This window comes from Thermosynechococcus sp. HN-54 (assembly GCF_023650955.1).
In the GTDB taxonomy this organism is placed as follows: Bacteria; Cyanobacteriota; Cyanobacteriia; order Thermosynechococcales; family Thermosynechococcaceae; genus Thermosynechococcus.
The window spans coordinates 396,411-421,737 of record NZ_CP098039.1 but is presented as its reverse complement, the minus strand read 5'-3'; the positions used below and the strand labels follow the sequence as shown (position 1 = coordinate 421,737).

At 53.1% G+C, this 25,327-nt stretch carries 22 protein-coding genes and 1 pseudogene; 14 read left to right on the top strand and 9 right to left on the bottom strand.

The genetic code is table 11. From position 1 onward, the window contains the following. The first annotated feature begins 65 nt into the window (after nt 1-65). Complete coding sequence (locus NBE99_RS02040) at nt 66-1,799, top strand: mechanosensitive ion channel family protein (protein WP_250682856.1); 1,734 nt, start codon at nt 66-68, stop codon at nt 1,797-1,799. Further along, nucleotides 1,799-3,076, top strand: a complete 1,278-nt coding sequence (locus tag NBE99_RS02035) for an NAD(P)/FAD-dependent oxidoreductase (protein WP_250682855.1) — start codon at nt 1,799-1,801, stop codon at nt 3,074-3,076. Before NBE99_RS02040 ends, NBE99_RS02035 begins: the two co-directional genes overlap by 1 nt. Here the strand turns inward: NBE99_RS02035 and NBE99_RS02030 are convergent. The 3 genes from NBE99_RS02030 to NBE99_RS02020 are packed head-to-tail and all read right to left on the bottom strand — an operon-like array spanning nt 3,010 to nt 4,881. Then, complete coding sequence (locus tag NBE99_RS02030; protein ID WP_250682854.1) at nt 3,010-3,771, bottom strand: carbon dioxide-concentrating mechanism protein; 762 nt, start codon at nt 3,769-3,771, stop codon at nt 3,010-3,012. The two genes, NBE99_RS02035 and NBE99_RS02030, sit on opposite strands and share 67 nt — an antisense overlap. Nucleotides 3,772-3,779: 8 nt before the next feature. Next, a complete protein-coding gene (locus tag NBE99_RS02025; RefSeq protein WP_250682853.1) occupies nt 3,780-4,535 on the bottom strand; it encodes a pantothenate kinase in 756 nt (251 codons plus the stop codon). After that, on the bottom strand, nt 4,516-4,881 hold the full coding sequence (locus NBE99_RS02020; RefSeq protein ID WP_250682852.1) for an AbrB family transcriptional regulator: 366 nt from the start codon (nt 4,879-4,881) through the stop codon (nt 4,516-4,518). Before NBE99_RS02020 ends, NBE99_RS02025 begins: the two co-directional genes overlap by 20 nt. 118 nt (nt 4,882-4,999) lie before the next feature. Between NBE99_RS02020 and NBE99_RS02015 the strand changes: the two genes are divergently transcribed. The 4 genes from NBE99_RS02015 to NBE99_RS02000 all read left to right on the top strand — a co-directional run bounded on the left by NBE99_RS02015 (nt 5,000) and on the right by NBE99_RS02000 (nt 10,319). Then, nucleotides 5,000-5,962, top strand: a complete 963-nt coding sequence (locus NBE99_RS02015) for a transposase (RefSeq protein ID WP_399371026.1) — start codon at nt 5,000-5,002, stop codon at nt 5,960-5,962. Nucleotides 5,963-6,452: 490 nt separating this feature from the next. Beyond that, nucleotides 6,453-7,589, top strand: coding sequence for an ABC transporter permease (locus tag NBE99_RS02010; protein ID WP_250682851.1), 1,137 nt, complete (start codon nt 6,453-6,455; stop codon nt 7,587-7,589). 47 nt (nt 7,590-7,636) lie between these two features. Then, the gene (locus NBE99_RS02005) at nt 7,637-8,806 is read left to right on the top strand and encodes a PP2C family protein-serine/threonine phosphatase (RefSeq protein WP_250682850.1); all 1,170 of its coding nucleotides are present in this window, start codon (nt 7,637-7,639) and stop codon (nt 8,804-8,806) included. Nucleotides 8,807-8,885: 79 nt separating this feature from the next. Then, nucleotides 8,886-10,319 (top strand): hypothetical protein, encoded by a 1,434-nt coding sequence (locus NBE99_RS02000; protein WP_250682849.1) that lies wholly within the window; start codon nt 8,886-8,888, stop codon nt 10,317-10,319. Here NBE99_RS02000 and NBE99_RS01995 read toward each other — a convergent pair. From NBE99_RS01995 to NBE99_RS01990, 3 genes are all read right to left on the bottom strand, one after another. Then, nucleotides 10,316-11,938: an MBL fold metallo-hydrolase gene (locus NBE99_RS01995; protein ID WP_250682848.1), complete on the bottom strand. Its 1,623-nt coding sequence runs from the start codon at nt 11,936-11,938 to the stop codon at nt 10,316-10,318. The two genes, NBE99_RS02000 and NBE99_RS01995, sit on opposite strands and share 4 nt — an antisense overlap. Before the next feature lie 32 nt (nt 11,939-11,970). Then, on the bottom strand, nt 11,971-12,105 hold the full coding sequence (locus NBE99_RS13220; RefSeq protein WP_256468078.1) for a hypothetical protein: 135 nt from the start codon (nt 12,103-12,105) through the stop codon (nt 11,971-11,973). A 64-nt stretch (nt 12,106-12,169) separates the two neighbouring features. After that, nucleotides 12,170-12,985, bottom strand: coding sequence for an FAD-dependent thymidylate synthase (locus NBE99_RS01990; protein WP_250682847.1), 816 nt, complete (start codon nt 12,983-12,985; stop codon nt 12,170-12,172). Between the two features lie 133 nt (nt 12,986-13,118). On the opposite strand from NBE99_RS01990, the pseudogene NBE99_RS13295 reads away from it, so the two are divergent. The 7 genes and pseudogenes from NBE99_RS13295 to NBE99_RS01950 all read left to right on the top strand — a co-directional run bounded on the left by NBE99_RS13295 (nt 13,119) and on the right by NBE99_RS01950 (nt 22,595). Beyond that, a pseudogene (locus NBE99_RS13295) lies at nt 13,119-13,753 on the top strand (Uma2 family endonuclease). Between the two features lie 177 nt (nt 13,754-13,930). Next, nucleotides 13,931-14,749 (top strand): alpha/beta fold hydrolase, encoded by an 819-nt coding sequence (locus tag NBE99_RS01975; RefSeq protein WP_250682844.1) that lies wholly within the window; start codon nt 13,931-13,933, stop codon nt 14,747-14,749. 24 nt (nt 14,750-14,773) lie between these two features. Beyond that, nucleotides 14,774-16,108, top strand: coding sequence for a GGDEF domain-containing protein (locus tag NBE99_RS01970; RefSeq protein WP_250682843.1), 1,335 nt, complete (start codon nt 14,774-14,776; stop codon nt 16,106-16,108). A gap of 170 nt (nt 16,109-16,278) precedes the next feature. Continuing rightward, nucleotides 16,279-19,467, top strand: coding sequence for an efflux RND transporter permease subunit (locus tag NBE99_RS01965; RefSeq protein WP_250682842.1), 3,189 nt, complete (start codon nt 16,279-16,281; stop codon nt 19,465-19,467). Between the two features lie 59 nt (nt 19,468-19,526). Further along, on the top strand, nt 19,527-20,324 hold the full coding sequence (locus NBE99_RS01960; RefSeq protein ID WP_250682841.1) for a phosphate ABC transporter ATP-binding protein: 798 nt from the start codon (nt 19,527-19,529) through the stop codon (nt 20,322-20,324). Between the two features lie 162 nt (nt 20,325-20,486). After that, nucleotides 20,487-21,131: an FHA domain-containing protein gene (locus NBE99_RS01955; RefSeq protein ID WP_250682840.1), complete on the top strand. Its 645-nt coding sequence runs from the start codon at nt 20,487-20,489 to the stop codon at nt 21,129-21,131. A gap of 42 nt (nt 21,132-21,173) precedes the next feature. Beyond that, nucleotides 21,174-22,595, top strand: coding sequence for a protein kinase domain-containing protein (locus NBE99_RS01950; protein WP_250682839.1), 1,422 nt, complete (start codon nt 21,174-21,176; stop codon nt 22,593-22,595). Between the two features lie 4 nt (nt 22,596-22,599). Here the strand turns inward: NBE99_RS01950 and NBE99_RS13260 are convergent, their stop codons facing one another. The 3 genes from NBE99_RS13260 to NBE99_RS01935 are packed head-to-tail and all read right to left on the bottom strand — an operon-like array spanning nt 22,600 to nt 24,590. Continuing rightward, nucleotides 22,600-23,775, bottom strand: a complete 1,176-nt coding sequence (locus NBE99_RS13260; RefSeq protein WP_305879884.1) for a DUF4335 domain-containing protein — start codon at nt 23,773-23,775, stop codon at nt 22,600-22,602. After that, nucleotides 23,775-24,377, bottom strand: a complete 603-nt coding sequence (locus NBE99_RS01940; RefSeq protein WP_250682838.1) for a DUF3038 domain-containing protein — start codon at nt 24,375-24,377, stop codon at nt 23,775-23,777. Before NBE99_RS01940 ends, NBE99_RS13260 begins: the two co-directional genes overlap by 1 nt. 9 nt (nt 24,378-24,386) lie before the next feature. Continuing rightward, on the bottom strand, nt 24,387-24,590 hold the full coding sequence (locus tag NBE99_RS01935) for a DUF751 family protein (RefSeq protein WP_250682837.1): 204 nt from the start codon (nt 24,588-24,590) through the stop codon (nt 24,387-24,389). Nucleotides 24,591-24,842: 252 nt separating this feature from the next. Here NBE99_RS01935 and NBE99_RS01930 point away from each other — a divergent pair, with 252 nt between their 5' ends. After that, on the top strand, nt 24,843-25,169 hold the full coding sequence (locus tag NBE99_RS01930; protein WP_250682836.1) for an SMI1/KNR4 family protein: 327 nt from the start codon (nt 24,843-24,845) through the stop codon (nt 25,167-25,169). Nucleotides 25,170-25,327 lie beyond the last annotated feature (158 nt).

The following is a 25,327-nucleotide window of genomic DNA, read 5'->3' as shown; positions in this document are numbered from 1 at the left end:
AAGCGCTCAAAAGGTGAGAGGATCCTCTTGACAAACGGTGCCTCGCAGAACAGCAGTAACAGCGGATGATCAAGGTGCATCAACGACTGTGGCGGTGGGGAGCGATCGCCCTTGTGGGATTTTTTTTAGCCATTCTCTCGCCGTGGCCGAGTGTGGCGCAGCTCAACATACCCGGCATCAGTCAAACCGCAGCCACCCCCCCACCCCCCGGCGTCACCCGCATTGGTGAACTGGAAATTGCCGATGTTCGCTTTGATGGCAGCACCCTTTTTACCATTGCTGCGCCGACGGTGCGCGATCGCACTGATCCCGGTGAGGCCATTCCCGTTGAAGTTCGCGCTGAACTCATTGAATCAAATCTACGGCGAGTCCTCCATAGTGCCATCCATCAACGCCGCCGATCGCCCGAACTTGTGAACATTGGTGTTGCTCGCCTCAATAAGGTTTTGGTAATCAGTGCCCGCATTGGCCAAGCAGAACGCACCACTCGCCTACTCAGCGTGACAGAAGCGGATAGCGACTACCATCAACTGCCTCCCGAGAGCCTTGCACAGCAGTGGCGGGACATTTTGCAGGAGCAGATGAATCGAGCCATTCAGGAACGCACCCACACGGCGCTAAGGTCGCAAATTCAGACTGCCACGCTGATCTTCCTCAAGGTTGCTGGGGGGAGTTTCATCCTATTGATGGTGCAGCGGTTCCTTATGCACCAACAGGAGCATCTGCAACGGCAACTTGAGACGATGGCACCGCAGACCCCAGAACCCAATTGGGTGTTACCTCTCTTGCCCCATCTGCGGCACAACTTTTTTCTCAAGCAGCGCATCAAACTGATTCGCCTTGTGCGTTATCTCCTTCTGTGGGGACAAGTGGCTCTGTGGCTGTTGGGCGCCGCTGCCATTTTGCGCCTCTTTCCCATGACCCGCTGGCTGAGCTCCCAAGTCTATGGCTTGCCGATTCTCTGGATGGTTGTCTGGTTTGGAACGGGGTTGCTCAATCAATTTGCCGATTTGGCTTTTGATCGCATCCGCGTCTTTTGGGAGCATTACAATCTTCTCAAGTTTGCTGATACCCAGCGCAAAACCTTGCGGATTGGCACCACCGTTGAAGTTATGCGGAGCGTTAAGACCGCTGTTATTTACCTGACTCGTTTGGTAGTCATTCTAGGCTCACTGGGGGTACCAGTCTCGTCAATTTTGGCAGTGGGGGGCTTTTTAGCTTTGGCAATTTCTCTAGGCTCCCAGAACTTGGTTAAGGACATTATCAATGGGCTGTTGATTGTCTGGGAGGATCAGTATGGCATTGGCGATGTGGTGGAAATTGAACCCTATTCAGGGATGGTGGAGAATCTCAATTTACGCATTACTCAGTTGCGCAATGCCGAGGGTCGCCTGATCACTATTCCCAATAGTACGATTACCAAAGTGGCCAATCTCACCCGCACTTGGTCGCGGGTTAATCTCGAACTGTGGGTGGATATTGAGACGAATCCCGATCGCCTTTTGTCGTTGCTCAATGACTTGAGTCTTCGTTTTTACGAGGAGCCTGAGTGGCAACTCAAGATGTTGGAGCAGCCAGAGGTTCTAGGGATTGATCAAATTACTGCCAGTGGTTTACTCGTGCGCATTTGGATTAAAACCCAACCAGGACAACAATGGGCTGTGGGGCGGGAGTTTCGGCGGCGGGTACTCAACTTGATGGCCGCAGAGGGGATTGCCGTGGGTCGGCTGCATCAACAGCTTCATTTGGCGCGCGATCGCAACGGCAAAGGTGAAAATACTCATCCTTTGGAATCCTAATGGTCGGTCGGCGAATTTTGGTGATTGGCGGCGGGGCCGCGGGATTTTTTGGGGCGATCGCCTGTGCGACAGCTAATCCCCGCGATCGCGTCACGATTTTAGAAGCTGGGGCAACGGTGCTTGGCAAAGTCCGCATCTCTGGCGGTGGTCGCTGCAATGTCACCCACCATTGTTTTGATCCAGCCCTATTGGTGCAGCACTATCCCCGTGGCGGCAAGGCCTTGCGGGGTGCCTTTAGTCGCTTTCAACCTCAAGACACAATGGCGTGGTTTGAGGCGCGGGGGGTGAAGTTGAAAACTGAGGCCGATGGGCGAGTCTTCCCCGTCAGTGATGATTCAGAAACCATTATTGACTGTCTGATGCAGGAAGCAACGGCCTTAGGGATTCGCATCCGTACCCGTGCGGCAGTAAAGAACATTGCCAAGGTGGGCAGCCAGTTTCAGGTAACAGTTGCTCAACAGGATCAACCCCTTCTGGGCGATCGCGTCCTTTTGGCCACGGGCAGCAGTCCCCAAGGGTATCGCTTGGCGGCGCAATTGGGACACACGATGATTCCCCCCGTCCCTTCTCTGTTTACGTTTCAAATTGATGACCCGCTCTTGCAGGAGCGCTCAGGTCTCAGTGTCGAACCGGTGGAAGCGACCCTCAAACTGCCACAGCAGCCGCCCTTAACTCAAACAGGTGCGATTCTAGTGACCCATTGGGGCTTGAGTGGACCCGTGATCTTGAAACTCTCGGCATGGGGGGCACGGGCTTTGGCAGCTCACAACTACCGTGGCACATTGGTTATCAACTGGCTCCCCTATCTATCGCTGCCCCAGATTCAAGCGGAGTTGGCAGCCTGTCGTGCCGATACCCCCAAGCGAGCGATCGCTCGCCATTGTCCCTTGCCGTTACCGCGTCGTCTCTGGAGCTACTGGACAACGACCCTAGGAATTCCTGCTGAGCAAACTTGGGCGCATCTCAGCAAAAAACAACTCCTCGCCCTCGCTGAGGCAGTGCAGCGCGGGACATTCGCGATCGCTGGCAAGGGCGCCTTCAAGGAGGAGTTTGTCACCTGTGGTGGGGTGGCTCTCAAGGAAGTGGACTTCAAGACCATGGCTAGCCGCTGCTGTGAGGGGCTATTCCTCGCGGGGGAAGTTCTCGATATTGATGGTGTGACGGGGGGCTTTAACCTGCAAAGTGCGTGGACAACGGGCTGGATTGCTGGTCAGGGATTGGCAGAGGGTTCAACGGGCACCGTTTCGGCAGGAGCTTCCACAGCCACACTTTCTTGAGCTGCGCCTTGGAGGGCAAGGGGTTCGGTGTCTTTTTGCTTGAGGGTAAGGGGTAGGCGCAGGGGTTGCAGTTCCCGTTGTAGGGCGGGTGCCAAGGGCAACGATTGATCCAAATCCTCAAGGGGACGGGGTACCAACATCACTGCATGGAGTTCGCCAATGCGATCGGCTTCTGCCATCCCGGCCTCAAGGGCGATCGCGGTATTGGAGGCCGTGCCACGAATAATGGCCGTACACAAACCGGCGCCAATGGTTTCGTAGGCTGTCAGCATCACATCTGCCGCCTTGAGCATGGCATCCGCTGCCCCCACCATAGCTGGAAATCCTCGGGTTTCCAATAGGCCAACTGCGTGGCTACTGAGGCGATGGCCGCGACTTTTAGAGGCAATCTGGGCGAGGAGACTGCCAATAGGAAGAATTTTCTCTAGGTTGGGGTCAGGTCGGGGAATCACCAGTGTACTGAGTTCTTGACCAAACTGCTGCGCCCGTTCAGCGCCCTCTTCCACAGCCAGACGCACATCAGCAATTCGCCCGCGCACGATCGCGGTACAGTGGCCACTGCCAATTTTTTCATAGCCCACTAGGAGGACATCGGAGGATTTGAGCATGTGATCGGCAATGCCAACGATCGCCGGAAAACTCTGGGCTGAGACTAGCCCCAAGGCCAAATCCCTAAAGTCATGAGGCCGCTCCATTGCTGGAATTAGTTAATCCTGTTTACTGGGTGCATTTCTATCTTAGCGGTTGGGTTGCGGAGGGCGCGGATCCCCCAAAAAACCAAATGATCGTCTTCACGCCAGCGATCGGGGTCTAAAAATGTCCGCAACAGCTCACTGATGAAGGGGCGATCGCCCCCGGTGACAACCACCGTGCCTTGGGGGTAGTCCTGCAAAAATGCCCCCAGATAGCTCTGTAGGATTGCCGCAGTGCCGTAGTAGAGGCCACTTTCAATGGCCGTAGCGGTGGTGTTGCCCCAGCGGTGAGGTGGGTTTGGGGGCAGGGCAACACAGGGTAAAGCCGCCGTATAGTCCGCTAGCGCCCGCGCCATTGATCCGACCCCCGGCAGAATCACACCTCCCGCAAATTCCCCTTGGGCATTGGCTAAGGTAAACGTCAGTGCGGTGCCTGCATCAACAACACACACGGGTGCACCATAGACCTGAAGCGCCCCCCAGAGGGCAAGGGCACGGTCAATCCCCAAGGTGGGATACATCTGGGGAATGGGAATATCCCCTAGGGTGAGTTCAATTGCTGTCGGATGAACATGGTGCAAGGGCACAGAACCGACACTCGCCCCCCAACAGGGCAGTCTTGAATACTCTTGGGCAGGGTTGAAGGCAAATCCCTCAGGGGGGAGGTGCCAAGTGCGGCTTAAGTGTTCACCCCTAAATAACGCCCAGTGCTGCCGACTATTGCCGACAATCAGTGCTAACCATTGATCATTCTGCGGCGGTGCCATTCCTCTCGTCAGAATCAATCAAGTAGAGATGAATATGTTTATACCCCTGCTTGATTTTAAACGTGTCCCCCGGCTTCAAGTTCATTGCTTTGGTATAGGCAGCACCAATGACAATCTGACCATTTTGGTGCACCTTCACCCGATAGGAGGGCGATCGCCCCCGTCCTGATTGAGCATTGACTTCTTTTTCCGATGACTGGACTTCTAGTCCACCGGCAGCAAGTACCGCTTCGTAAAATTTCCCTAAGTTGACACGCACCTCACCGGATTTTGTGACGCGATAGTAACCACAGAGCTTTGCGGCTTCTTTACGGGATGCAGAACCTAGTTCACTTAATCGCTGCAAGAGTGCTTTACCAGTTAGGGGCTTTGGCAGAAGTGTTGAAAGATAGTTTAAGAGGCTAGAAAAAAGGGAAGAAATGTCGTATTCTTCCCTCAAAAGAAGAAAAATTAATCAGCTTACTATGGCATCTTTTTCAGTTCTTGTCAAGTCTATTCTCAAGCAGCTCAGCCCTTGCGACTACCCCGTCCTCAACTCTCAATTGTTCTTCAAAATCTGGTTGACCTACATTCTCGACCAAGGATTAACCAGCATGAGAGCCTTATTTTATCGCTTGAATCATTCGGGGATTACAGTGGATATGTCCACGTTTTCCAAGGCGAACAAAACTCGAACAACCACCTTATTTGAGAGGATTTACACTCATCTCATGTCTCAAGCTCGCAAGAGACATCGTTGTTCAAGTCTGATGCTGTTTCCTATTGATTCAACCGTCATTACCCTGACGAGTAAGCTCTTTTGGTTCTACAAATACCATCAAGTGAAGTTAATTACAGGATTTGATTTAACAGAGAACATCCTGGGTAAGGCAGTAGTCTCTTTTGGGGAGAGACATGACCTAAGCTTTCAAGACGAGATTTTAGAAATGATCCCTGAGAATGCCGTTGCCATCATGGATAGAGGGTTTGCGAGTTGGAGATTTTTAGAGCGGCTGAGTGAGAGGAAGTGTTTATTTGTTGTGCGTATCAAGAATAACATGAGAATGAAGCTCAATCATGAGAGATACCGAGTGGTTCAATTTTTTGATGAGCATGGAACAGAGTTTCGTATTGCGACGAATCTAATGCATCTAAGTGATGAGGAAGTGAGTGAGCTGTATCGGCATCGGTGGGGGATTGAGAACTTATGGAAGTTTCTAAAGATGCATTTATCATTAGACAAGCTGATTACGAAGAGTTTGAATGGGGTGATAAATCAGATTTATATGGTTTTGATTGGGTACTTAATTTTAGAGCTAATGGAGATACCTGAATACTTTGGCAGGAAGCTATTAGACAAATTGCGATATTTGCAACTGGAACTGAGTCGCCGCTGCTCGATAGTGCATTGGAGCTTTGATTGGCAGCCAGAGCTACTTGTCACTTAGGATGTTAAGTTTTGTTGCAGAATTCAACACTTCTGGGGCTTTGGTTTTTCCATTCGCTCTATATTTCCTCTATCAGAACGCTATTCAAATGAATAAAGCAACTAAATTGTTCTTTAATCAACAGGTACCCACACTAGAGAGAAAAAGGGTGTCTGCGAGAATGATCTGAGTAGAAATCATTAGATTTAATCAAGCTACCACTTTATTTGAAACACAAAGTATTATTTTTAACAATATGTTAGTTTGAAGCAATCAATATAATCATAATCAATATAATCATATAGTGATACCGAATCTATTTAACAGAAAAAGTGATTTCGTGTTACTTTGTTAAGTTTTATTTATCACTGATTGATTTTTGGGTCAAATTTATCTACAGCACCGTCCCTCTCTAGAAGCGCGGAATACGTGTAGGCATTCAGTCTGTCAGAGCAGCCCTAGGATAGAAAAAAGGCTGTATAGTGGCTGTACCCTAGCGGATGAGTGACGAATGACCCCTTGGCAAACGTTGCGGCGCAACCCCTTAGTGATGGTTAGTTTGGGGGTGTTGCTGACGTTGTACCTGCTGGCGATCGCCGCAGATTTTATTGCCCCCTATAGTCCCTATACCTTTCAAGTGGATGGTGCCCTGCTGCCCCCCACCCGGATTTACTGGCGCACGCCCGATGGTCAGTGGCTAGGTCCCCATGTCTATCCCACCCGCTTGGGGCCTGTGAACTTGGAAACAGGGGAACGTCCTCTGATGGTGGACTGGCAGGAACCGTCGCCGATTCGCCTCTTTGTTAAGGGCAGCCCCTATCGCTTCTTAGAAATTACGCTGCCCCTACCGACCCGCTGGAGTCTCAGCAATCCGCAAATTGAACCGCGTACCATTTTTGCGGGGTTCCCCAGCGATCGCCATCTCTTTGGTACGGTGGGCAAGGGCTATCTGAATCTGTTGGGAACGGATGACCAAGGACGCGATCAGTTGAGCCGGCTGCTCTTTGGTGCCCGCATTAGCCTCAGTATTGGCCTTGTGGGGGTCGCGATCGCCTTCCCGATTGGTATTCTCGTGGGGGCGATTTCTGGCTACTTTGGCGGCTGGCTCGATGCAGTTTTGATGCGGGGTGTTGAGGTGCTGATGACGCTGCCGACCATCTATCTGCTGGTGGCCTTGGGGGCGGTACTCCCAGTCGGACTCAGTAGTGGCGAGCGATTTTTGCTAATTACCGTGATCACATCGTTTGTGAGTTGGGCGGGGGTAGCACGGGTGATTCGCGGTCAGGTGCTGGGGATCAAAGAAATGGCTTTTGTCCAAGCGGCGCAGGTAATGGGGGGGCGATCGCTCTACATTATTGTGCGGCACATTATTCCCCAGACGGCGACTTATGTAATTATTGCCGCGACCCTCTCCATTCCCAGCTTTATTGTCGCGGAATCGGTACTCAGTCTGATTGGCTTGGGAATCCAGCAGCCGGATCCCTCTTGGGGCAATATGCTCTCTTTGGCAACCAATGCTTCGATTTTGGTCTTGCAGCCGTGGTTGGTCTGGGCACCGGCCACATTAATTGTCCTGACTGTGCTGTGTTTCAATATTGTCGGCGATGGCCTGCGGGATGCCCTTGATCCCAGACAAACACAAAAATAGCCAAGAGCCTTGGGATACACTAGGGGGAGATTTCTCAGGCTGAGGCTATGAGTGGCGATCGCCAGCCCTATCGAATTCTCGTTATTGATGATGATCCCACCACCCGACTCTTGCTGCGGAAAACGCTGAAGGATTTGGGTTATCAGGTATCGGTTGCTAGCCATGGTCGCGAGGGGATCGCGATCGCCACCGTCGAAAAACCGGCGCTGATCATCTGTGACTGGATGATGCCCGAACTGGACGGCCTAGAGGTGTGCCGCCAAATCAAACAGGATCAGGAACTCTCCCGCAGTTTTTTTGTCCTGCTCACTGCCAAGGGGGAGTTAGAGGATCGCATTCAGGGGTTAGATGCCGGTGCCGATGAATTTTTGTCAAAGCCCATTGACCCCAATGAACTACGGGCACGGATTCAAGCGGGTTTGCGCCTGTACCAACTCAACCAAGACTTGCTTAAGCAAAAACAACTCCTTGAAGCGGAACTCCACGAAGCAGCGGCCTATGTGCGATCGCTCCTGCCTGCGCCCCAAGACACTCCCTGCAAAATCAACTACTACTTCTTGCCGTCGAGTCAGTTGGGCGGCGATTGCTTTGACTTTTTCTGGATGGGCGATCGCTATCTAGTGCTCTATATTCTCGATGTTTCAGGCCATGGCTTGGGCGCTGCTCTACCTTCGGTCTCCGTCTTGAACCTCCTGCGCAGTACCACGCGAGAGCAAACGAGCGGTACGTTTGACTATCTGCACCCTGCCCAAGTCCTTGAAGCCCTCAACAATGGCTTTCAAATGATGGATCAGCACGAAAAGTATTTCACGATTTGGTACGGCGTGTACGATCGCCAGAGGCGGCAGTTGACCTATGCCAGTGGCGGGCATCCCCCTGCCCTGCTGCTCACCTGTGCGGCTGATCAATGGCAAGCGACCTCCCTGAAGACACCGGGCATTCCCATTGGCATGTTTGCTGACATGGTCTTTAGCGAAGTCACGATTGAAGTGCCCGACCCGGCGGTTCTCTATCTTTTTAGCGATGGCATCTACGAGTTTGAAACCACTGAGAATCGCATTTGGGGACTCGACGCCTTTAAGGAGTTGCTCATTGCGGCTCACGCCCAAGAACCTGTTCCCGCATTGCCCCAGTTGATTCGCCAAGTGCAGAGCCATGCAGCAGTCAATGCCTTTGGCAGCGATGATGTTTCATTGGTGCAGGTGGCCTTCCAATAAACCGAAATTGGCGTCGCAGATTGCATAATATGGCATCTTCTGTGCAATATCCTAAGCAGTGGCAGCGTAAAAATGACCTATGGGCGGATGGGAATTTTTGTTACAAAAGGAGGGCGATCGCGCTTGGTTGCCCCTAGAGCCACCATCGGCGGAGGTGTTGGAGGGCAGTTACCGCTTGATGGCGCGTTGTCCGGTTGCCGAAACCTCGGTGGAAGTGCAAATTACCCATCTTTACGATGATCAGGGGGTACCCAAGCAACGCTATCAACGCCGCACCCACCGCAGCAGTTCCACCGGGCTAATGGGGATTCTGCCTTTTACGTATTTACAGCCGGGGCGCTGGGAATTTCAATGCCGTGTGGTGCAAGAGGGCGTTCTCGATTCAGACCGCTTTGCGATCGCCCTCGATGTTCTTGCCCAAAGTGAAGAATGGGATTTGCCAGCACCAAAAACTATTGCCGCTGTCCCAGAGCCATCAACCCCAGTGAGTGATTCTCCCCCGCCCAACCCCCCCGAACCAACCGCTGCTGCCCCTGCCCTCCCCACAACACTGATTGAATTGCCCCAAAGTGCTTATACCATCTTTGCCGATGAAACCTTGGTGTTGGAGGGAACCGTCGCTGTTCCCGGTACCGTGGTGATTCGCTTGCGCAATCCCGTCACTCGCGATGTGGTGCAGGAGCACTCAGTGCCGGCGATCGCCCGTGAAGGGAAATGGTCTTTTCAGTGTAGGCTGACCCCCCTAGCGGATTACCCCGTTATGGTCGGCGAAGCTCGTCTCCAGCCCCAAGAGCCTCTAGAGCGCAGCGATTTACGCCAAGTCCAAGCCTTTATGGTCACGGTGTTGCCCGCACCGGAAATTCCTGCTGTCTCGGCGCCACCGCCTGCCCCTAAACCGGCTCCACCGCTGAGCAAAACCACCGCCGGTCCGCAGTTGCCCGTGTTAGCGGATATTGCCCTTGAACCGGTACCTGTGAGCGGTTTTTCCCTCCCTCCCCAATTGAAACCAGTAAAAGCACCTATCATGGTGGATTTGCCCACTTTTTGTCAGCCCCTTTCAGCCGTCACAGTACCGCCACCGCGGGATTTGCCCATTGATCGCCAAGAACGATTTTGGTCGCGGTTGCAGCAGTTAGCAGAATTAGCGTCCCCGGCCGAGCCTACACCGCCCACTGATCCCAAGAGTCCCTATCTATTAACCCCGCCCCAGTTAATGCTGTCGCCGGAGCCATTAGTCTCTCCCTTGCACCTCAAGGTCAATTTGCCTGCCACCCAACGGGGGTGCTCTGTGAAAGTCTGGATTACCAATGGTGAAACCGGGGAGTTAATTGCTGGTCCGCGCTGGCTCGTGGAGTTTGATTTTTATCGCTATGGTGATTATTGGCAAACCGTTCTCCACATTGATGTCCCGGCAAGTGTGCGTTCCATTGCCCTGATGGCGATCGCCATTGACCCCAAAACAGGCGCGGAAAGTCCGACGGTCACCCTGCGGCGGCAACTCCAAGTGGCCTAGCTTTCGGGTTCCGGTTGCGTTTCTGCCCGCTCAAAGGCTGGACAATACCCCTCCGGTGCCACTTTGAAGTTGTACAGGGCAGAGGCTTCATTCCAGCAGCGTTGACCCCGATAAAACTGGCAGTTAAAGCAGCTCTGCTGATCGGGAGCGATCGTGGCTGAGGTACCACCGAGCACTTCTTTCGGGGTCATACCGCGAATCAGCAATTGCTCTCCCTGCCAAGACGCCAAAACAAAGCCTGTGTCCGCCAGCCGTCGCCAGCGGGGGTCGGTGGTAATCGCTGCCGGTAGGCGAATCATCGCTTCATCGTTCCACTCACTCACCTCCCCCTCATAGGCCAATTGCACCAATGAACTGGGGGTAGAAAGCGTCAGTTGACCAATGGGAAATTGAATCGTGGAGCCACTGGTGGGAGTGTGCAGATGGTAGCGATTGCTCAGTTCGTTGAGGCTGGCTAAATCCGCAAGGTAGTTCGGATCGCCGTGGATAAGCACCACATGCTGCGGGCGGATATTGTGAATCAGTTGAGTCGTTGCAGGGCCATCGGCATGGAGGGAGAGTAAAAACGTATCCACCTCTACATTGGGTAATCTGGCTAAGGCAGGATCACCTCCCCGAAAGGGCTGACCATAGCGCAGACGCGGATAGAGCACGAGCCAAGGCCGTCTCCCTTGGGTGACGTAGGGACGCAGGTCTTGATCCTCCTCCACAAGGACAATGGTGGGGGCTTCGCCTCGAATTTGCGCCAAATCGCTTAAGGGCTGCACTTGGGGTTTAACCCGCTGATCCCAAAAGAGGGACTGGTGTTGGGCAAAATTTTGAATGGCCGTGGGTAAATGGGGTAAAACCGTGAGGTAGGCATCACATCCGCGAGCGATCGCTCGACTCACCCAAATCTGAATCGGCTGTCCCGTAAAAAGATGGTGACTGCGCAGCAGGATGAGAATTTCTTGAGCCGTACCGAGGGGCGGCAGGGGGAGCAGCACATTGTAGCCTTGGTCAACCGCCGTGCGGATGCGCTCTGCCAGTTGGTTTTCCTGTTGACGGCGGTGGGGGTGACGCGCTGTACCCAAGCTGCCCTCAATGATCAGCACATCCGGTTGCAGACCCCGCAGATCTGCTAGGGGTAATCCTTCCGTAAAGCGCGTATGGGAGAGGAAAAAATCCCCTGTATAGACCACACTTAAGGGCGGTTGCTCTGTGTTGGCGTCTTGGTAGGTGAGGACAAAGACGGCTGCCCCCGGTAGATGTCCTGCTGGAAAGAGTTCTGCTGTCAGACCATCGCCAAACTCAACGGGCGATCGCCAAGGCAACGCACGGCAGAAGGGCGGTACCGTTTCATCCGGCCAATTGAGGGGCAACAGTTGCGTCGTGACCTCACTGGCATAGATGGGAATATGGGGAAAACGGCGATGGAGTGCCAAGAGACTCTGGGCATGATCCGCGTGGGCATGGCTACACAGCACCAAGTCAAAGGGATGCTGTTCAATCTCATCGAGGGGCAACACATCAAGGGACGGCACACCACAGTCCAGCAAAATCCGATAGGTGCCAATTCCTAGGCCAATGCACACCCCCTCATCGGCGTGACCCACCCCATAGTTGAGGCACTCGATCATGAATCGTGATCAGTCACCCTCCTTGGTTAGCTTTAGTGAGCAGAACCGTTGCCGTGGTAGTTATCGGTATCGTAGAAGCCATTGCGGGTGCCAAAGACCAAACACAGCAAAATAAACACCGGCGTAATGGCCAGTAGGATCGGTTTCACGTTAATGGCAACGTCCATGGCTGCGCTCCTCGCTCTTGTCAACTGAGTAAATGGTGTCTTCTGCTACTCAGTGTATCGTGGATCATTGGCGGGCATGTGCTGATTTTCTCTCCTCAAAGTAACGCAACTGCCGCCAACCCACAAAATTGGCATAGGGCTGGCGATCGCCCATACATTCTGCCACATGCTCTAGAGGAGACAGGTGCTTGGGTTCTGCTCCTGCCAAGCGCTGGTAGAGAGCCAGATCCGAGGCCGGATCACTGCGTTGGCCATCCCGCAGATAGTAGGACACTCGTGCACAGCGCGCCACAGACATGTACTTACATTCTTCAAGGCTATATTGCTCCCGCTCACTGGGATCGATATAGGGAAGATGCCAATCCCCCACAGCAATGGGAGTGGGTGCATGGGTCTCAAGCAAATGCTGAATCAGCTTGGCCAAGGCCTGCATTTCTGGCTGGGCATTGGGGTGATTGCGCAGGCGCAAAAAATTATCCCACTCGGTACTACTGACAACCGTTTGCATCCACATCCACGGTTCCAGCATGCGGTTGACCACCTGCTTGTGGATTCCTAGCTCATGGAGTTGGCGTGCCCCCTCAAGAACCGCAAGGCGAGTTTTTAGCCAAATCTCCTTGGCAGCCTCCTTATGTTCACTTTCTTGGTGTGCCTGCATCCCCCGCTGATTTTTTCCCCAATGGTAGGGAATAACGGGGTTGTGTTCGACTTGCTCCATCAGTTTGGCTACAGGAACGGCTCGCGAACTAGCGGAATTGCGGGAAAACACGCGATGGGTAAGGAGTTCACTATGGATAAAGCGCGGATATGTGAGTTGGAGTGTCACCAAGCGCACCCCTGCTGGCGAAATTGAATCGGCAATCACACGCCCGTCTTGCATCTTTGTCTTTTCTGAATCTCTGCCTTTTCTAGGCTAGTGCAATGGGAGGGCAGTCCGCGCAATCCGGCCATGCAAAGCCCTTGAATCCCTAACCTGTGGCACAGTGGAACTAAACCGATTGCGGATGCCGCTCATGTATGCCGTTGTTTCTCCCACCAAAATTGTTCTTCCCTCTGGCAGTGTGCTACGCATGCCCGCACTTGGCAAGATGACTGTTGCCTACGGGACAGCCGTGGTGATGGTTCAATTCCCCGCATCAAATTTCGTCAAGGGGAAATTCTACTCATGAGTCCTCTCCCCCGTCATGGCCGTGAAGCGAATATTGTTGCCGATATTCTCAAAATTTTGCTGGATAGTGAGGAGCGCAATTACGAAGCCTTTACGCCGATCACCATGGAGATTCCTGAGATTGGCGGCATTGAGCCTGACTATTGCTTCTATATTGACAACTGGACAGCAGCCGTCGGCAAAGACCGTATTGATTAGCAAACCGATCCGCCGCCCGACTTGGGGATTGAAATTGATGTCACCACCTATACGGCGGCTGAAGACTACCTTCTTTATCACGTTCCTGAAGTGTGGCTCTTCAAGTCAATCGGCTTGAGCATTTATGCCCTCCATGGTCAGACCTATGTCCCTCAATGCAAAAGCCGCTATTTTCCAGAAATTCACTTAGTAGAGTTGATGAGTGCTGTCCTCAAAGAGGCGGCAACCCAAGGCACAGGGGCTGCGCTGCGACGGCTGCGGCAACAGTTTGCCAGTCAATAGGGAATTGTTAAAGATTGCTTTCTCAAGTAAAAAAGAGTTTTGCTAGATCACCTAGTCCTCTTCCTCGTAGATGCTATCCTTTTTGTAGCATTGCCCTTAAGGTTTCTAACTCCATTCATCCCCTAAAAATTAGAAAATTTTAACTAATTGGCTTATTAGTGCGAAACTTCTATACCAATGACACGTCAAGTTGCTTGTGTTCCCGAGTCTCTAAAGCCATATGTCCAGATTGACCAGTGGGGGATAGTTCCCGTTGTGCTGGGACATGGTTTTGGTACTGATAAAAGTGCTTGGGATTACCTAACGCCTTTCTTCCCTAAGGGCTTCACCTATATCCGCTATGATCTTGCCGGCTGTGGCTCTGATGAAGATACGCTGCGCCGTTACGACCTGCAAAGACACAGTCATTTATATGGCTATGCGGATGATCTCATTGAACTACTGGATGGCCTTGGCGTTCGGTCTTGTGTATATCTTGGCCACTCTGTGAGTTGCATGATTGGGGCGATTGCCGCGATCGCCAGACCTGACCTGTTTCGACGACACATCTGGATTGGCCCTTCCCCCTGCTATCTCAAAGACGAGAATTATCCCGGTACCCTTACCCCCGAAGACCTACAGGCCATTTATGACGCCATAGTCACCAACTACCAAGCATGGGCTGCGGGGTTTGTCCCCCTGATGTTTGGCGTTACTGAGGATCATCGACTAGCTGATTTTTCAAAAACCCTCTTTCGATTGCAGCCAAGCGTTGCCTTGCGCACACTCCAAGTCATTTTTGACTCTGACACAAGGGCGTTTGTGGGCAAAGTGTCTCAACCCGTGCACCTTATTTTTAACCGTGACGACTTTGTCGTTCCCCAAGCGGTGGCACTGTGGCTGCATAGGAAATTGCCCAACAGTACCCTTGATTGGATCGAGGCGCGAGGCCATCTCCCCCACATGACCCATCCTGAGGTCGTTGGTTCTTTACTCAGAAAATATATAATTGTATAATTTATAATCCATTCTGACTAGGGCATGCTCAAAAGTTTGCACGAACATCTACCCCGCCAACTTCTCCCTGCTCCCGATGCTATCACAGCATTTTGTCATCTAGTCGCTAATTGGTCTCAATCTGACCTTGTCCTGGCCTTAACAGTCGATCACCAAGGCAATCGGGCACAAATTATCACCACAACTAGCACCTCCCGATTTCCCAACGTCGAAATTATCGCCCCGTGGCAAGATTTGGTTGAGGGGGCTGTCATTGATGTCACGCCTTTTCTAAAATTGCCCTCTATTTTTTTCTGCCTTTTAGACAAAGTTGAGCGAATTGTTTACCTTCCATGCGGTGAGCCGGAGCAGTGGCAGCAAGGGTTGCTATTGGTGAATCCCGTAGAGGGGCTACTGTGGCAACTCGCAGAACAACAAGGCTATATCGCGGCTCTTTATCGGCAACTGTTGACCCATCATCGCCAACGGCAAAGCAGCGTCATTTTTGAAGTGCAATTCCAAGATATTTTCGACACCGTGCCGCTGGGCTTGGTTTTGATCAAGGGGGATGGCTCTACAGCCATGGTCAATGCCTATGCCAGTCAGTGGTTGCAACTGCCAGCAGGGAGCCATCCTGTTCAGGTCGTTGCCGAGCAAATGAAACAGGCACGGCAGAGATGCGATAACGGCGACGAATTAACCCAAATTTTTCAAGGCTTGAGTGCTGATGCAAACTTCAGTGCGAAGGGGGAGTGTCTGATGGGTGAGAAAACCTTCCTCATTGACACCCATCCCGTGCGAGGCGACAGTCGGCTAGGGCGTGTGTGGATTGTTTCTGACATCAGTGATATGCGCCAGCGAGAGCAAGCGCTGTTGGCCTTGGCTTGGTTAGATCCCCTCACTGGGGCTTTTAATCGCCGCTTTCTGTTGAGTCGGGTTGAGGCTTACCAGTCCCAAGCAGCGACAGGGGATGCGCTGCTAACCGTCATGATTTTCGACATCGATCACTTTAAGCACATCAACGATACCTATGGTCATGATCAGGGCGATGTGGTTCTGCGTACCTTAGCGGCAAGAGCAAAGCAGGTGATAGAGGCCTGTCAAGATAGTATTTTGGTTCGCTGGGGGGGCGAAGAATTTGTTCTCTTGTTTTTTGCCACCAATGTAGACCATGCTAAATCAGTGGCCGAGGAACTCTGCTCCGCGGTGAGAAACGAACCCATTGAACTAGAGGATCAGCAGTTTTTGGCTGCAACCATTAGCTTAGGGGTCACACTTTTTCGACCGGGGGAACAGGTGCTGAGTGACTCAATTCCTCGCGCGGATCAAGCGCTGTATCAGGCAAAGCATGGGGGGCGCGATCGCTGGGTCTGGGTATGACACCCTGCTCTTCATAAGCTTACCCACCAATTCAATTGAGTGAGAGCTGCATCAGCAAGTCAGCAGGCCTGAGGAATATCTCAGGAAGAAAATTACGCCGATGAAAGCTGAGAAACAATTTGTTAGAGTAGCGGTGTCTAAAGGATGACTTTTACACTAGTTGAACTTGCATGACCTCCTCCCGGTTTAGCTTTAGCAGCTTGGCGGTGACCCGCCATATCGGTACCCTGATGCTGACCCTGACTGTCGTTGTTTTGGCGGTCTTCATTCTCATGCGGCTGCAAGTGGATTTGCTACCGGCAATTACCTACCCGCGCATTGGTGTACGGCTGGATGTTCCAGGGGTGGTACCTAGCGTCGCTGTTGAGGAGGTGACCAAGCCCCTTGAGGAAGCCCTCAGTCGTACGGAGGGAGTGGTGCAGGTTTATTCCCAAACCCGCGAAGGTCAAGTCAGCATTGACTTATTCTTTGAACCCGGTGGCGATGTTGATCAGGCCTTAAATGAAGCCACTGCTGCTTTTAACCGTGCCCGCAGTAGCTTGCCGGATATGATTGAGTCGCCGCGCCTCTTTAAGTTTGATCCGTCGCAATTGCCAGTCTATGAGTTTGCACTGACCTCAGAAACGCTCAGTGGTCGCCAGTTACGGGTCTTTGCCGACGAGGATTTGGATCGCGAACTGAGTGTTGTCCCCGGCGTGGCAGGGGTGGATATCTCTGGGGGGACGACCGAAGAAGTGCGAATTCTAGTGGATCTGGATCGACTGCAAGCTACGGGGGTGGGGCTAAATCAAGTGTTAACCGCTTTGAGCGATCGCAACCAAGATGTCTCCGGCGGGCGGATTCGCGGCTCAATGGCAGAACCCTTGACGCGAACAGTGGGACGGTTTCGCAATGCCAGTGAAATTGAGGATGTGGTGCTGACGGGCACCCATGGTCAGCGAGTCTATCTGCGGGATGTGGCGCAAGTGGTGGATGGCAGTGCCGAGCAGCGGGTATTCGTAACGCTCAATGGCCAGCCAGCGGTTAAAGTCAGTATTCTCAAGCAGCCGGAAGCCAATACGGTGGAAGTCGCCGATGGTATCAAGCGGCGTTTAGCCGAGCTACAAGCCGCCAATCTCGTGCCCCGCGATGCGCAGATCATTCCTGTTCTTGATGAGTCGGTTTATATTCGTAACTCGCTGAATAATGTGATTACCGCCGGCCTGACGGGAACCCTGTTGGCGGCGATCGCTGTGCTGCTGTTCCTTGGCTCGGTGCGGCAGACGTTGATTATTGTGCTGGCTATTCCCCTCTCAACCATGGCAGCAATGCTGCTGATGGGGCTATTTCATTTCTCCCTCAATGTTTTTAGCTTGGGTGGACTTGCCCTTGGAGTAGGCATTGTTGTGGATAATGCCATTGTGATGTTGGAAACCTTGGCGGATATTGACCCTCATCACATGAGCCAAGAACAGTACCTAGAGGAGGTCAAACGCCGCAGCCAAGGTATTGAATCGGTACTTTTGGCCTCTACCCTCACTAACTTGGTCGCTATTTTGCCCTTTTTGTTGCTGGGGGGCTTGATTGCCCTACTCTTTAATGAATTGATCCTGACGATTAGTTTTGCTGTTGCGGCGTCGCTGCTGGTGGCACTGACGGTGGTACCCGCTTTGGCTTCACGCCTACTGGGGGTGCGGGTGCAAAATCGCCTGCGACAGGTGGCCGTTATTCGCCTTTTTAATGAAAAATTCCGCTGGCTGACAGGACGCTATGAATGGGCTTTGGCACAAGTGTTGCGGGCACGCTGGCTGGTGGTGGGACTGGCGATCGCCCTGCTTGGCGGCGGCAGTTGGCTCTTAGCGCAGCAAATTCCCCAAGAGTTGCTACCGCGGATTAATACCGGTCAAGTGAACCTAACGGCCATTTTTCCACCGGGAACCCCCCTACCCACGAGTCGCCGCATCATGGCGGCAGTGGATGAGGTGCTGATGGCACAACCGGGTACCGAGGCCGTCTTTACGACAACGGGGGGTGCCCTCTTTGGCACCAATACGATTGCCAATCCGCTGCGAGCCAATAGCAACATTATTCTGCGGCGCGGTGTTAGCGCGGATCGCTATATCACAGAAGCGACGAAAGCCCTTGATCAACTCAACCTTGTGGGCGTGCGACTGCGCCTGAGTCCCGGCCAAGTGCGCGGCATTATTCTCACCAACTCGCCGGTGCGAGGGGCGGACATTGATGTGATGCTGCGGGGTGATGATGAACAAACCCTGAACCGCTTTGGTCGCCAAGTGCTCCAAGTCCTTGATGAGAAGGCGACGTTGGTGCGCTTTCGTCCCGATGCCGATCCTCGCCAGCCAGAAATTCAAGTTCTGCCCGATTGGGAACGGGTCAGTGAACTGGGGCTGAATACCCTCAACCTGGGCCAGACGATTCAAACGGCTTTGGAGGGGTTTGTGCCCACACGCCTGCAACGGGGCGATCGCTTGGTGGATATTCGCGTCCAATTGGACAGTGAAAGCATTCAAGAGCCGGCGGATCTCGCCACGATTCCCCTGTTTACCCCTAACAACCGTCCCCTCCGCCTTGGGGATGTCGCTCGCATCGAACCCAGTCAAGCACCGGCGGAAATTCGGCGGATCAACCAGCAGCAAGTCTTCATGCTGGCGGGCAACCTTGTCGAAGGGGCGAGTCTCAGTGCTGCCCTTGCCCAAGTGAATGATATTCTCAACGATCTGGAGTTTCCGCGGGGGGTGTCCTTGATGCCGAGTGCAGCGGCTCAATCCAATCAGCAATTGCAACAGGCCTTATTCGTCTTGGGCAGCTTGGCCGCCTTTCTGGTCTTTGTAGTCATGGCGGTACAGTACAATTCGCTGCTTGACCCCTTAGTGATCATGTTTACGATTCCCTTGGCCTTGGCCGGCGGCATTTGGGGGCTGTACCTCACGCAAACTGCCATTGGTGCCACCGTGATTGTCGGTGCCATCCTGCTTGTGGGGATTGTTGTCAATAATGCCATCATCATGGTGGAGCTAGCCAACGAAATTTACCAGCAGGAGGGTTGTAGTCGTAGCCAAGCCATTCGCAAAGCTGCCCCCGCCCGTCTGCGTCCGATCCTGATGACGACCATTACCACGGTGGTGGGGATGTTTCCCTTGGCGCTAGGGTTAGGAGAAGGATCAGAGTTTTTGCAACCCCTTGGAATTGTGGTCTTTTCTGGTTTGGCGGTTGCTACCCTGCTTACCCTCTTTCTCATTCCCTGTTTTTATGTCATCCTCCATGGCTTCGAGCGATCGCCCCGCCACTCTCCTGAAGTCATCTCAGCAGCAATCATCACCCCCACCAGTTCTTCTCCTGAGGAACATCAAGAAGGTTAGCCCCCCTGACTCAACAGGGCGGTATAAGTGGGAGTGACACTGTTTCCTCCGTCCTACCGATGACTGCCCTCGACCCTATCGCCATTGGCCAAGATACGCTCCTCGATGTGCATCACCTCAGTGTCTTCTACCGCCATCAATTGCTGGTGAGTAATGTCAGCCTGAGGATTCCTAGGCGACAACTGGTGATGTTCATTGGTGCCTCTGGATCGGGTAAGAGTCTGTTGTTGCAGTGCTTTAACCGCCTCAGTGAGATGTTGCCGGGGATTCACGTTACCGGTGCCATTTACTACCGCCAACACAACCTCTACGACTGGGATGCCTTTCAAATCCGCCGCCGTCTGCCCATGATTTTCAGCAGGCCGAGTCTATTTCCGAAATCCATCTACGACAATGTGGCCTTTGGCGCCCGTGTGAGTGGCTATCAAGGAGATTTGGATGCCCTTGTGCAATCTGCGTTGGCACAAGTAGATCTGTGGGAGACTCTCAAGGATCATTTAGACACTCCTGCACTGCACCTGTCCCTAGAGCAGCAACAGCGCCTCTGTTTGGCGCGGGCGATCGCCCTGCAGCCGGAGATTCTACTACTGGATGACCCCTGCATGGGGCTTGATACTGCCGCCACCCGCCGCATGGAGGAGTGTCTGTGTCACCTTAAACAAACCTACACCGTGATCATGGCAACCCATCACCTGCGACAGGCAGCACGCATTTCTGACTGGACTGCCTTTTTAGCTGTGCAACCCACCTCTGAGGGATACGCTGTGAATCAGCTCATTGAGTACGCCCCAACTCGCTTGCTGTTTCAAAAGCCACAACACCCCCTGACTCGCAATTACGTTAGCGGTCGATTTTAATTCCGCAGCGGTTTTGCGATGAACCCGTATAGAATTGGAGTGTAAAAGCTAACCTAGGTATAGGGACAGCTAACCTTTGACTAACTCAGGGATGCTGAGACAGGCCATGGGGACTGTTGTCGTAGGTTGGTTGGACTGGCAGTGGAATAGGGGATCATTACGATGATTATCTGTTCCGAATGTTTCCATCCCAATCCCGTTGGTGCTGTTCAATGTGAAGCGTGCTTTTCGCCCATGCCCAGTATGAATTCTTGTCCAAATTGTGGTGCCCCGGTTCAAGCAGATGCCAGTTTTTGTGGCCAATGCGGTTTTAACCTGCGTCGCATGGCTGTCAGTCCACCCCCTATGCCAGAGATCATTCAACCGAGAGCCACTGCTGCCCCCACTTTGGAAACTGTGGCGTCTCAAGGCCGCCTGTCAACCCTATCGCCGCCGCCTCCCCCACCCGCCCATGTCTTCTCGCCGGTGATCGCCACCATCGAAGCGAAGCTTGTCCACGTGCAAACCCGTACTGAACTGAAAATTCCCACCGGCCGTGCGGTGATTCATATTGGCAAGCCCAACGATCGCATCCCCCCTGATATTGATGTCGCTGGCTTCCCCAACTCAGAAATTGTCTCCCGTATTCATGCGGATCTGCGGGTTGAGGGGGATGCCCATTATATTGAAGATGTGGGAAGCGCCAATGGTACATATATTAACAATATTCCTCTGTATCCGGGCAATCGTCACCGTCTTCAGTCGGGCGATCGCATTGCCTTGGGTAAAGGAGACTTAGTCACCTTCATCTATGAACGCATCTCCTAGTTCTTTCGAGTCTATTCAGGTACGAAGAGGCGGTTAGACAACGTGATTACATTGACATTACTCCATCCCGTTCAAGCCACCCCAGTCCAAAGCTGGACCTTTGAAAATGAAAATGTCATCCGTATTGGCCGAGCAGTCGATAATCACGTCGTGCTCTATAGCGCGGTGGTGTCCCGTCACCATGTGGAACTCCGCCGTAATGGCTTGCAATGGGAAGTGGTCAATCTTGGCACCAACGGCACCTATTTGGATGGTAAACGCATTCAGCAGGCAACCTTAATGGATGGCGGCATTCTCCGCTTGGCGCGCTCTGGCCCCAATATCCAAGTCCGTCTCGGTTCTGATCAGCGCCCCGCCACGCCCAGTGCCCGTATGGAAACAGTCCCCGAAGGCCGATTAGTGGATGCCGAGAAGGGCACCTACGCAGGGGAAGAAGCCGCCCTCAGTACCGCTGCCGAACCCGTTTCCAATGCCGAAGCTAGTAGCTCCACCTCTAGTAGTACCAGTGTCACCACCCAAGAGGAGGAAGAGGAGGCTGAATTTGCCGTTGAGGGTCAACTGCCTGTGCATTTACTGAGCGAGTGGCGGGCACCACCCGATTGCCAGCATCGCCGTGCCCAAGAGACTGATCTTTTTTGCATTGAGTGCGGTGTGCCCCTGCGCGTCTGGAAAACCCTCGGTAATTACCAGATTATTCGTGCCCTTGGCCAAAGCAACATTTATTTGGGCTGGCGCAGTGGTCTGACGGCAGTGATCAAGGGACATAGTCTTGCGGCTTCACCCCAAGAAATTCGCGCCTTTCAACGCCAAGCGCGGCAACTGTGTCAAATCCAACACCCTGTGTTGCCCAAGTTTTGGGAAGCCTTTCAGTGCGGCTCAGATTCCTACTTGGTTTCAGAAATGGTCTATGGCCAATCCCTAAAACAACGGGTTCAGGAGCAGGGGCCAATGAATGTGATCGAGGTGAGTCGTTGGCTCATGCCGGTGTGTGAGTTGCTAGAACTGCTCCACCAGCAAACCCCCCCCGTGTTGCATTTGCACATTCGTCCGTCCAATCTCATTCATCCCCATGTTCAGCGAGAAACCACCAACCTAGTGCTTGTGGGGTGGGGCAAAGCCTCAGTTTTGACCTCCGACTCCGGGACATTTATTGGTACAGTCGGCTATTCTGCCCCGGAACAGCAGGAAGGAAAACCCGAACCCGCTTCAGATTTGTTTGCCTTGGGGGCAACAATGGTCTATTTGCTCACGGGCTATGAGCCAGAGACCTATTTCCGCTGGGGTAGCCGGGAGTATCGTCTCTATGCAGAGGACATTCCCCATTTAGACCCGCTCATGGTGGATTTGATTAACTGCCTCACCCACCCAGACCCGCGGGAACGCTATACCAGTGCCGCAGAAGTGAAGAAACGCTTGCAGGAAATTGCGACTATTACCCCCGCCGTCTCTTCAAGTGCCTCATAGAACATCAATTTTCACCAAACACTTGCACGCTTCCAGAGGGCATTAAGACTAACCGCAGTAAAACTGGGCGATCGCCCCCAAAGGGACTGGCAAGGGGACTTTGCTGTAAAGGAATGGGTGTGCGATCAATAAAGCGAACTGCCGCACCATTGAGGGGTAGGGCTTGGGCAAGTGTCCCATCTGGGTTGAGGACAATACGGTATTCCAGACTCGTGTCTAAGCTGGATGGTGGGCGCCAGCGATCTTGAAAGTAAGTTTTCACCTCCCGTAGGGTAGTGGCAGGGACAGGGACGGTTTCGGTTGGGGGTGCGATCGGCGCCGAGGCAATGCCTGCGGGAGCACGCTCTAGGGGAGTTTGAACAATGACATTCTCTTGATCCCCCTGATCTGAGCTGGGATTGAGGTTTGCAGGGGGCGTCACTGGTTGTGGCGCGGGCAAGGGCTTGACAGCAGCGGCTGGAGGTGGCGGAGCTGGTCGTGTTGCCGGTGGGGGCATTTCTGGGGGTGTAGGGAGCGGCACTAGGGTAGAAGCTTCGGGGGGAGCTGGGGGTGGACTTGGCAGAGGAGCGAGTTGGGGTATTTCTGGCGATTCTGGCAAGGGGGATGGCAGAGTGAGGGGTGGCAAGTTTGCCTGCTCACGGGCAGGCTCAGAGGATGTCATAACCATCTCGGCCGGGGGGAGCAGCCAGCGTTGGCTGACGACGGTTAAAGCAGCAACAACCCCCACGGCCAGTGCAGCACTTTTAGCCCAGATGGGAATGTGGGCAAAGGCTGATTGGGCGCGATCTACCAGTTCCGGCAACGGTTCCATAGCCGCAGACCAGTCGTCCAGAACCGTCACTAAGTCGGACAACTCCGTCAGTTGCAGCGGAATCACCGAGTGATCGGGTAGGTGTAGTTCATGTTCCAAGGGCGATCGCGATCGCAGACGAAAGCCCCCTGATGAAACTTCCGTGGGTATCTGATGATGACTGAGGAAAACATCAATATACTCGTTGACTAAGGTTTTCAGTTGATAGAGCTGGCGATCGTTGCCCTCAAATCGCAATTTCTCCCCCAAGGCCAGCCTAAAGTGGAGCGATCGCACCGGCGCACGGCGCAGCTTCTGACTGAAGGGCAAAAATTCAGCAGCAACATCCAGTTGGCAGGTGGGTTGAGAGTAGCTGAGGGTGGTACTCATTAGACATCGGAATGGGGAAACAGGGTGGGCAATTCAGGGGCTGGTGCAGGTACTGGTTCAGGTTCCACCAACGATAGGGATGGGGGCGCAGGAGTAGTGCGTTCTAGCAGGGTGATCCAAAGGCGACGTGCCCCTTGGGGTGTACTGTAAAAGAGCAAATCCACGAGTAAATCTAAGGCCAGTTGTGCCAATTCACTACCATCGCTACTGTCGTCGGCCATTCGCTCTTGATACAAACTGGTGAAGCGGTCAATATAATCCCCGAGAACGGGATCTAAGTGGGGGGGGCGACCCTGACTCGTCTGCTGTTGCCAGCGTTCAACGGCTGTGCGGATGGTTTGCTGGTGTTGCTGGGCTAAGCGGGTGCAGATCAAGGCCAAGGCACGGGCTTCATCCACATCCAATTTACGTCGCCCATTGCGACCCCGCCGCAGAGGACTCGATTGCCGCAGTCGCCATAACCCCACGCGATCGGGCAAATAGGCCTCAAACCCCATGGCTTCTGCCAATGCCAGTACCTCTGCCGAACCCACATCAACCAAGGCTTCGAGACTCAGCAAAATCAGGTCAATTTGTGCCTTGATGGGCAGGGAAGAGGCCATCGTGCCCCCCTAAGCAGCGCTCAAACCCAACATTGCGCGTAACGTGAGTGCCACAAATGTCAGTAACCCCACGATGAAGCCAAGGAGGGCGATCGCGCTCAGCGGACGCTTAAAAAGAGGCACCAATGGCTCAACGACATTCCACACTACGCCCAATAGAACCGTAACAAAATACCGTTGGTAGCGCAGGACATTTTCCCAAAAGCCATCCATTGATTGATGCTCCTAACTTGGTGACGCCAGTGGGCTTGAAATTGCTTTCATGATACTACTCCAGCGGAGACTCTAGGGAAGCAACACCCTTGGCCTATACCATAGGCACATAACTAGACGCCAGAACAAAGCTCTCCTGACTCGCAACGGCACGGGTCAGTTCTTGGTAGGTGTCTTTCAACTGCTCTAGGCCTAGTGACAAGAATGGTATATCTCTGCCTGCTGCCAGAAAGTATCACGGGAGAATGACTGATGAGCATTCATGAGCGCTTAGCGATCAGCCTTGACTGGATGAGAAACCATGCGCCAAACGTCCTAGAAGGACTGAATCCACCCGCTAGTGCTGCTGAAATTGCCAGAGTGGAGTCTGCTATTGACCTATCACTGCCCCCCTGCTTCAAAGAATTCCTCAGTCTGCACAATGGCGAATCTGGTATAGTCGGGGCACTACTTGGACATGGGAATAAGCTGCTCTGCTGCGATAACATCATCCAGCAATACGAACTAGATCAAGACATTGACCGCAGTTGCCAAGACCCTGATTTCTTTAGCGTTTCCTTAACTATGCTCAGCGGTTGATCGCAGGCAATTATCAATTCAATCCAGAGTATGAAGAAGTCCAGAGTATGAAGAAGTCATGCTTCAAACCCCCAAAAATATACTGGAGCGGGAAATGCCAGACTGGCTAGCACGCTTGGCTTAAGAGAGAATGACCATGCGCTTATTATATTACAAAT